This is a genomic window from Paraglaciecola sp. (assembly GCF_030730205.1).
Lineage (GTDB): Bacteria > Pseudomonadota > Gammaproteobacteria > Enterobacterales > Alteromonadaceae > Paraglaciecola.
On record NZ_JANQVQ010000326.1, the window covers coordinates 1 to 7,079 of the forward strand.

At 45.4% G+C, this 7,079-nt stretch carries 4 protein-coding genes; 1 reads left to right on the top strand and 3 read right to left on the bottom strand.

From position 1 onward, the window contains the following. The 3 genes from NWQ57_RS21500 to NWQ57_RS21510 all read right to left on the bottom strand — a co-directional run. On the bottom strand, positions 1-1,352 hold a 1,352-nt coding region (locus NWQ57_RS21500; protein WP_306024243.1), incomplete at its 3' end, for a glycoside hydrolase domain-containing protein. Between the two features lie 80 nt (positions 1,353-1,432). Next, positions 1,433-2,161, bottom strand: a complete 729-nt coding sequence (locus NWQ57_RS21505; protein ID WP_306024244.1) for a FadR/GntR family transcriptional regulator — start codon at positions 2,159-2,161, stop codon at positions 1,433-1,435. Positions 2,162-2,378: 217 nt separating this feature from the next. Further along, complete coding sequence (locus NWQ57_RS21510) at positions 2,379-3,881, bottom strand: catalase (protein WP_306024245.1); 1,503 nt, start codon at positions 3,879-3,881, stop codon at positions 2,379-2,381. A 416-nt stretch (positions 3,882-4,297) separates the two neighbouring features. On the opposite strand from NWQ57_RS21510, the gene acnA reads away from it, so the two are divergent. After that, entirely contained in the window at positions 4,298-7,063 is a 2,766-nt protein-coding gene (acnA, locus tag NWQ57_RS21515; protein ID WP_306024246.1) for an aconitate hydratase AcnA, read from the top strand. Positions 7,064-7,079: the final 16 nt, after the last annotated feature.

Consider the following 7,079-nt stretch of genomic DNA (forward strand, 5'->3'; position numbering starts at 1 on the left):
GCTCTGGCCATCATGCCTTGTGCAGAATGACTATGTTGTAAACCTTGATAAGCCAAATCAATATCAAAGTCACGAATACCTTTCATGTAGTTAGACACAATAAAGGGGGTTGATGAGGCTCCCGTCATAACGTAGGTGTAGTTCCCACCAGAAGGGCCACGCGGAATTTGCCCGCCATCACGATAATACTGCAACAAACTATTCGTAAAATCAGAGGCCACCTTAGGATAAGCCAAAGGCCATAGCGTGCTGATAGTCCACTGTGCACCCCAAAACGAGTCTGAATTATGCTGGTTAAATTTCGGTTTACCTTGAGGGTCAAGGGGGAGTTGCCCCACGCGCGCTATACTGGCTGTTTGATCCATATATTGGCCGTTGGCATCTGAAATAATTCGGCGGCCTTGTAAGGCATGCCATAAGTCAGTGTAAAAACGGCGTCGCTGGTTTTCTGTGCCACCGCTAATTTCAATCTGCGACAGCATCTTGTTCCATGTTGCATCGGCCTGTTGTTTTACTTGCTCGAACTGCCAATGAGCCAGTTCTGCGTCAATATTGGCTTTGGCATTGTGTTCAGACACATAAGAAATGCCCACTTTGAGTAAGGTTGCCTGAGCTTGTCCTTTCAAATTCACTAATACGCCAGCATCTTCGCCATCAATACCGCTAACGTGTTCAAAAATTTGTTCTTTGCGCCACGCAGTGAGTGTGTCGATGTCTTGATTAAACTGCGCATAAAAATAGACTTTAGTTGGGCGTGGTCGTCTAAACGTTGCTTTGTTAGTGATGAAGCCACTGAGCGCTGAGCTGCCTTGCTGATGAATTTCAGCGTGGCCTAATTCTGAAGGGCCCAATTGGCCGCCAAGTTGAAATAAAAACTGTTGTGCTTGGTTGGCGGGATACTGAATTTTGTGCAAACCCACCCGAGTGGTGGCAGTAAGCTCTACATTGATATTGTAACGGTTTAAATAAACCTGATGATAGCCTGGCCTGACTTGTTCTTTTTCGTGACTGAAGCTTGAGTAGTAATCATTTTTTAGTTCTTTGAGCGGTGTGTCACTTGAAACAGGCATCACCGATAAGCCAGATAACTGCCATGCATGAACATGACTAAAGCCTTTGATTTCTTCGCTATTGTAGCGATAACCGCTGCCCCAGGCGCCACCAAGTTCAGTGTCGGGACTTAAGTTGACCATACCAAAAGGCAATGATGCCGAGTCGAAAAAAAACCATCTGCTATTAGCGGTATCGAGATACGGGTAAACCAAATCCGTGGGTGACTCAGTAGCGTGAACATTAACTGAGGCCACCACTAAACTTGCGATACAGAGCCGTTTGGCAAAAGTCATAAGCATGTGTCTATTTCCGAGAAAAATAAAGTTAACTGACTATATACCAACAGGACAGTCCAATTGCAACTTTGGTCTGTCCAATTTTAATCAGCTAGTGACAAGGCATAAGTCTCAGTCACTTGCGACAAATGTTCATGCATAACCTTTCTCGCCCCTTCTGAATCCCGTCTGCTCAGCATCTGATAGAGCTCTTCATGGGCTTTAATATTTGGGTTAGCACCGTGCTGACGGACTTTTTCAGTAAATAAACGACTAATCTCTGAAGATTCTCGCAGGGCCCATAGCCATTCGACCATGGTGAAAATAGCGCTGTTTCTTGATGCGTGTGCAATAAGTTGATGAAACTTACCGTCAAATAATTCTGCTTCTTTGATTTGATTCTGCTCAACCAATTTGCTCATTTGGTTTAAATAGGTTTTTAATTTGAGCAATTCTTCATTGCTGATGCGCTGTGCTGCCAAGGCGGCCGCTTCGCCCTCAATTAACAAACGTGCTTCCATAATTTCGAAAGGCCCGGGGGCATCTTCTAACAATAAAGAGTTTTTGATTCGGTCTGACTTGAGCACATACACCCCGGAGCCAGGTCTAATTTCCACTGAGCCAGATACTTCTAGGGCAATGAGAGCTTCACGCACAGTTTGCCGACTTACATCAAATTGTAAAGCGAGATCCCGCTCTGCAGGAAGGCGATGCCCCGGATTCATATTTTGCGATTGGATCAGCGCTGACAATTGGTCGGCGATATTCAGATAAAGGCGCTGGGTATGTGTATGACTTTTGTCGCGCTGGGTGGGTAAAACAGGTACAAACATAGGGATATGGCCAGGGTTTAATTGCGCTGAATTGGACGGTTCAAACCGTAGTTTGTCGTCTTTGGATTGACCAATTTAAGCTATTCGCCCCTGATTTTCAAACCAAAACAGATTTAATAAGTAGCCCACCCAAGGTAGTTTGGGGACACGTTAGAGGGTTGATAGGGTCAAAATAAAAATGGGCAATGCCTATCATTGCCCATTTTCTCCTCGTTACTTATTTATCTTCAAGTGGGGTGTTGTCAGTAATAGGAACCGTATTCACATCGCTATCCATTTCTTCATTGGCCTTGCGAACGCCGGCTTCATACTCAGGATGCACGCGTTTTAATACTGCGTACCATCTCTCTTTAACTGCCATAGAACAAGGTCCCATAGCTGCCGCGTAATTTGCGTATAAGCGTTGTTTTTGTTCGTCGCTGAACAACTCGAAAAGCGCTCTAGGTTGAATAAAGTCGGCATCTTCTATCTCCTGTTTATATCTGTCAGCATTGCCGTCAATTTTTAGTGGTGGCTCTTGCACACTCGGATCAGCCACTGGGCCGTCATGCTGGTTGGGTTCGTAATACGCGTCGGCGTTATCGAAATCATTGGTGAAAAAACGCATTGCACCATCTTTGTGGTAATGGTTCACCTTGGCATTTTTAGGGCGGTTAGCCGGTAAGGCTTCATAATGGGTACCGAGGCGATACCGATGGGCATCTGCATACGAAAATACTCTCGCTTGAAGCATTTTGTCTGGACTTAAGCCTATACCAGGTACGACGTTTGAGGGGCTGTAAGCGGCATTTTCGACCATCTGAAAGTAGTTATCTGGATTTTTATTCATCTCAAGCTCGCCCACTTCTATTAACGGATAATCAGCGTGCGGCCACACTTTGGTCACATCGAAGGGGTTGTAGTTTTGCTGGCCAGCTTCGGTTTCAGGCATCACTTGAATAAACAAGGTCCATTTTGGAAAATCGCCATTATCAATCGCGTTGTACAAGGTTTCTTGGTAGGCCTCTCGGGTTTTACCAATTAATTTTTCGGATTCTTCATTAGTGTAATGCTGATGACCTTGTTGCGTTTTGAAGTGAAACTTCACCCAAAAACGCTCGCCTTGCTTGTTGTACAAACTGTAGGTGTGGCTGCCGTAGCCATTCATGTGCATGGGACTTGTTGGAATGCCGCGATCAGACATCAAAATAGTGACCTGATGTACTGACTCTGGCTGTGCAGCCCAAAAGTCAAACATCGCTTCGGGTGACCGCAAGTTGGTTTTAGGATGACGTTTTTGCGTGCGAATAAAATCGGGAAATTTATAGGCATCACGTACAAAAAACACTGGGGTATTATTACCCACCATGTCCCAATTACCCTGTTCTGTGTAAAATTTTAAGCTAAAGCCTCTTACGTCTCGCTCGGTGTCCGCTGCGCCTGATTCACCCGCAACGGTTGACCAACGGCTCAGAACTTCAGTTTGCTTACCGATGCTAGAAAAGATATCTGCACAGGTATATTGGGTAATATCATGCGTAACTGTAAATACCCCTTGTGCGCCCCAACCTTTGGCGTGGACAGCGCGTTCAGGTATACGCTCTCTGTTTTGGTGGGCTAGCTTTTCAATCAGTTGGTAATCTTGAAGTAGCGACGGACCACGGGCACCGGCGGTGAGGGTTGTGTCATTTGATGGAACAGGCGTGCCTGCGGAAGTTGTTAAAGTCGGTTTCTTAGACATGTTATAGGTTTCCTTTTTTTAACGCTATCGAGCAAATTTTGTCGAGTAAAACATCTAGCTACTGTTCAAATATCACGCCAAAACATGGATCTACGGCTAAATCACTCCCTCGTTGCGGCCTGTAGTACGTCTCGGTTCATCGCAGCTCGTTCAAAAATCGTCATACAAAGGCTGTTATCCTGCTAAATCAGCAAATGTTACAGGTCAGTGAGTAATATTTACGCTATCTGGGGTGTAAAAATAGGTAAAGCGCGATAGAGCCCTCTATATAAGGCTTATCATAGCTGGTGTGTAACTTGCTCTTATCACTCCACATTCGATTCGTCGCCTCGGTATGGAAGATAAGCACTTCATCTTTAAAAATAAGACGTTGTTAGGCAGGCGAAAATTTTTTTGATGCACCAAGGGAGCTTACTATGCACAGCACTTCTCACTATTTAAAAACACTGTCAGTTGATGGCAAAGCGTATCGCTACTTCAGTCTTGAGACTTTAGCCAAAGACTATGAGCTATCTAGGTTGCCATTTGCGGCTAAAATTTTATTAGAAAATTTACTGCGTCATCATGATCAAGCCTTTGTTCAGCCTGAGGACATTGTAAAATTGGCCAGTTGGGATGTATTAGATCCAACACCCACAGAAATAGCCTTTGTGCCCTCTCGCGTTGTATTACAAGATTTTACCGGCGTGCCTGCTGTAGTCGACTTAGCTGCGATGCGCGACGCAATGGTAGATTTGGGTGGCTCACCGCAAAAGATTAACCCATTAAAACCGGTAGAATTGGTCATTGACCACTCTGTTATGGTTGACTTTTTTGCCCAAAAAGATGCGTTTAGTAAGAATACCGCCAAAGAAGTCGAACGAAATAAAGAGCGTTATCAGTTTTTACGTTGGGGTCAAAAAGCCTTTGACAATTTTAAGGTGGTGCCACCAGGTAAAGGCATCGTGCATCAGGTTAATTTGGAATATTTAGCCAGAGTCGTTTTTATCGATAACAAGAGTGACAGTGAAAATTCGGTAAATATTGACGACAGCGAACAAGCCAATCAAATGAGCTCAGCACTGTTATATCCAGATACCTTAGTGGGTACTGACTCACACACCACCATGATTAATGGCCTTGGGGTATTGGGCTGGGGTGTTGGTGGCATTGAAGCAGAAGCCGCCATGTTAGGGCAGCCGGTTACCATGTTGGTACCAGAGGTAGTAGGTATGGAATTATCCGGTGCTTTACCCGCGGGTACTACTGCAACTGACTTAGTGCTCACCATTACCGAAACGCTGCGTAACTTTGGGGTTGTAGGTAAATTTGTCGAATTTTTTGGTGAAGGTGTCAAACATCTGTCGATTGCTGATCGTGCAACCATTGCTAATATGGCGCCTGAATACGGTGCAACCTGCGGTTTATTTCCATTGGATGAGCAAACTGAAACCTATTTGAAGCTTACTGCCAGAGACGAGCATCACATTAAGGTCATTAAAGCGTATGCCAAAGCGCAGGGCATGTGGGGAACAGAGGCGCAGCAGTCTGCAGAATATCACGCCACTTTGAGTCTGAATCTAAACGAGGTGGTGAGCTCGATTGCTGGGCCCAAACGCCCGCAAGATCGTATTCCGTTGACTCAAGCGGCGACCCAGTTTAATCATTGGTTATCAGAGCAACAAAAATTATTGGTCACCACCGACGATACTGAGAAAGGCCGTTTTGATAGTGAAGGGGGCCAGCAAGTGACGCCTGATGATCACGAGCCTGATTGCGACTACAAAGGCCAGCAATTTAAACTGAAAGACGGCGCTGTTGTTATTGCCGCTATTACTAGTTGTACAAATACTTCAAATCCATCGGTTTTGGTAGCGGCAGGTTTGTTGGCCAGAAAAGCCAAGGCCTTGGGGCTTGCGGTAAAACCTTGGGTAAAAACCAGTTTTGCCCCAGGCTCGCAAGTTGTTACTGAATACCTCGACAAAGCACAGTTAACCAACGACCTAGAATCCATGGGCTTTAATTTGGTCGGCTACGGTTGTACCACTTGTATTGGCAATTCTGGTCCTTTACCTGACCCCATTAGTCATGCAATTCGACAGGGAAAACTGAACGTTAGCGCTGTGTTATCCGGTAACCGTAACTTTGAAGGACGCATTCATTCTGATGTTAAAGCCAATTACCTGGCATCTCCGCCTTTAGTGGTGGCGTACGCACTAGCGGGTAACATGAATGTTGATTTGCTCACCGAACCACTCGGTACTTCAAAGGCAGGCAAGCCTGTGTATCTGCGAGATATTTGGCCAACTAATGATGAAATACAAACCCTAGTGAACGAAGTCGTCAGTAGTAAAATGTTCAGTGAGCGTTATGCCCACATTTTTGAAGGCGACGACAGCTGGAATGCCTTAGAAATAGCTGACAGTGCCCAATATGATTGGCCAGAATCAACTTACGTTAAAAAACCAACCTTTTTTGCCGACATGGCGCTAAAGCCAGCAGCGCTTAGCGCCATCAAAAACGCTCGCTGTTTGTTAAAGTTGGGAGACTCAGTGACTACCGACCATATCTCACCAGCTGGCAGTATTGACCCTTCTGGCCCGGCTGCGGAATATTTACGTGAACATGGTGTGGATGAGCAAGACTTTAATTCATTTGGTTCACGCCGTGGTAATCATGAAGTAATGATGCGCGGCACCTTTGCTAATATTCGTTTGAAAAATCAATTAGCGCCTGGCACGGAAGGCGGTTGGACACGGTTACAGCCCTCAGGCGAACAAATGAGCGTATTTGCTGCCGCCATGCAATATCAGCAACAGGATATTCCCTGTATTGTGATCGCCGGTAAAGAATACGGTACGGGGAGCTCACGAGACTGGGCGGCTAAAGGGCCTTTGTTACTTGGTGTAAAAGTAGTGCTTGCTGAAAGTTACGAGCGAATTCACCGCTCGAATTTAATAGGCATGGGCATTTTACCCCTCCAGTTTAAGGAAGGTGAAAGCGCGGCCAGTTTGAAACTTGACGGTACAGAACAATATTCCATAGATGTTATACAACCAGATCAGCAAGACGTAATAGTGAGAGTGGCAAAAGATGATAGCGAATTTAGCTTTAGCGCCACAATACGCATAGATACCCCCAACGAATTTAGCTATTACAGTAATGGCGGTATCTTGCAATATGTATTGCGTCGCTTAAATTAACGCAAAGCCGCAAAGC

Excerpts from the sequence above, each read along its gene's own strand:
- acnA (WP_306024246.1), top strand. The coding sequence starts at position 4,298 with ATGCACAGCACTTCTCACTATTTAAAAACACTGTCAGTTGATGGCAAA.
- NWQ57_RS21510 (WP_306024245.1), bottom strand. The coding sequence starts at position 3,881 with ATGTCTAAGAAACCGACTTTAACAACTTCCGCAGGCACGCCTGTTCCA.
- NWQ57_RS21505 (WP_306024244.1), bottom strand. The coding sequence starts at position 2,161 with ATGTTTGTACCTGTTTTACCCACCCAGCGCGACAAAAGTCATACACAT.